1 protein-coding gene is annotated in these 1,441 nt (G+C 64.3%); it reads right to left on the bottom strand.

The features are described from left to right. Positions 1-93: 93 nt before the first annotated feature. Positions 94-1,350, bottom strand: a complete 1,257-nt coding sequence (locus RN629_RS18175; protein WP_407036485.1) for an IS701 family transposase — start codon at positions 1,348-1,350, stop codon at positions 94-96. Positions 1,351-1,441 lie beyond the last annotated feature (91 nt).

Genomic DNA, 1,441 nt, shown 5'->3' with positions numbered 1-1,441 from the left:
GCCTAGCACTACTTTGGCAGAAGTGTGGGACGCGGTGATGGTAGCGCCGTTCCGCAGTTCGGACAGTGTCGCGACGGCGGGCGTAACAGACGATCAAGGATGGCCTGACGGACAGCCGGGAGGGTCGGCTGAGGTGGCGGGCCGGAGACTCTTTTTTTTCCGCCCCGCCTGGGCGAGCCTTCGTGTCTGGAGGAAGGCATAGGCGATCATTGTCATAAGCGCATGGCGATGCAGCCCGGTCCACGAGCGACCTTCGAAATGGTCGAGACCGAGTTCGTCCTTGAGTTGCTGGTGCGCCTGTTCGCAGATCCAGCGCGCCTTGATGGCGCCGGCGACGTCCTTGATCGGCGTGTCGGCGGGAAGGTTCGAGAGATAGTATTTCCTCTCGCCGTTGGAGCGATGCTCGCCCACCAGCCAAGCCTCTTCGCCCGGCCTATGCTGTGCGCCTGCGGCACCGATCCGCTGTGGTGGGCCATCGGCGATCCGCACGCGCATGACCGCGAAGCGGGCCGTCAGGCGCCCCTTTGTTCCTCGACGCCAACTGACCTGCCGCCACTTTGCCTCTTCGAGCATGGCATGGGCGGCCCGGGATTTGACGTCGGGTACATGCCGAACCCGCGGTCGTCCACGCCCCGCCACCGGGAAGGTCAGTTGCACGTCTGCGGGATAAATCTTCTGATGACGGGGGACGCCGACGGCCCAGCACAATCCCCGAGCGCTGAGCGCCTGCCGGAAGGGCGCTGACAGGCCGTAGCCGGCATCCGCGAGGACGCAGCCAAAGCGCACACCGGCAGCCAGGACGCGGTCGATCTCCTCAATGGCGATGTCAGGCTTTGTGCGATAGGCCTGGAATGCTTCGGGCACGCCCGCCCTTGCCATCCGGGGCGTATCGCTGGTCCAGCTTTCCGGCAGGAACAGTCGCAGGCCCAGCATGAGCGGAACTTCCCCCGAGGCCAGCGTCACCGACACCAGGGTCTGGCAGTTGGCGTTCTTGCCCAGCACCGTGGCGTATTGCGGCGCGACACCGACCGAGGCCTTCCCCTTCTTGGGGAGCGCGGTGTCGTCGATGATCAGCCAGGCCTGGTCACCGCCAACCAGGGCATCTGCCTGTCGCCACAACGTCGCCTCCAGCGGCGCGCTGTCCCAAAGCCCCGCACCGATGAAATGGTGGAGCCGGTCATAGCTGAGCGCGTCTGCGCGTGCCGCCATCGGCTGGATGCTCTTGCGATCACCCGGACCGATCAGGCCTGCGATGTACGCCGGGCACATCCGCCGCCGCGTCTTGTTGCCCAGATCTTCCAGATACGGCTCCAACCAGCACTCCAGATCGCGTTGCCAATCCTCTTCCATCGCCAGCCTCCATCAAAGCTGGCGCCCTATGAATCATGCATCTCCCTCACTGGGAATCCCAAAAATCATACTTCTGCCAAAGTAGTGATAG

Origin of the sequence: Facivitalis istanbulensis, assembly GCF_040560405.1 — a bacterium.
GTDB lineage: Bacteria > Pseudomonadota > Alphaproteobacteria > Sphingomonadales > Sphingomonadaceae > Sphingomonas > Sphingomonas istanbulensis.
Note: the sequence above shows the minus strand (reverse complement) of the source record. Positions and strands in the feature narration are given on the sequence as shown.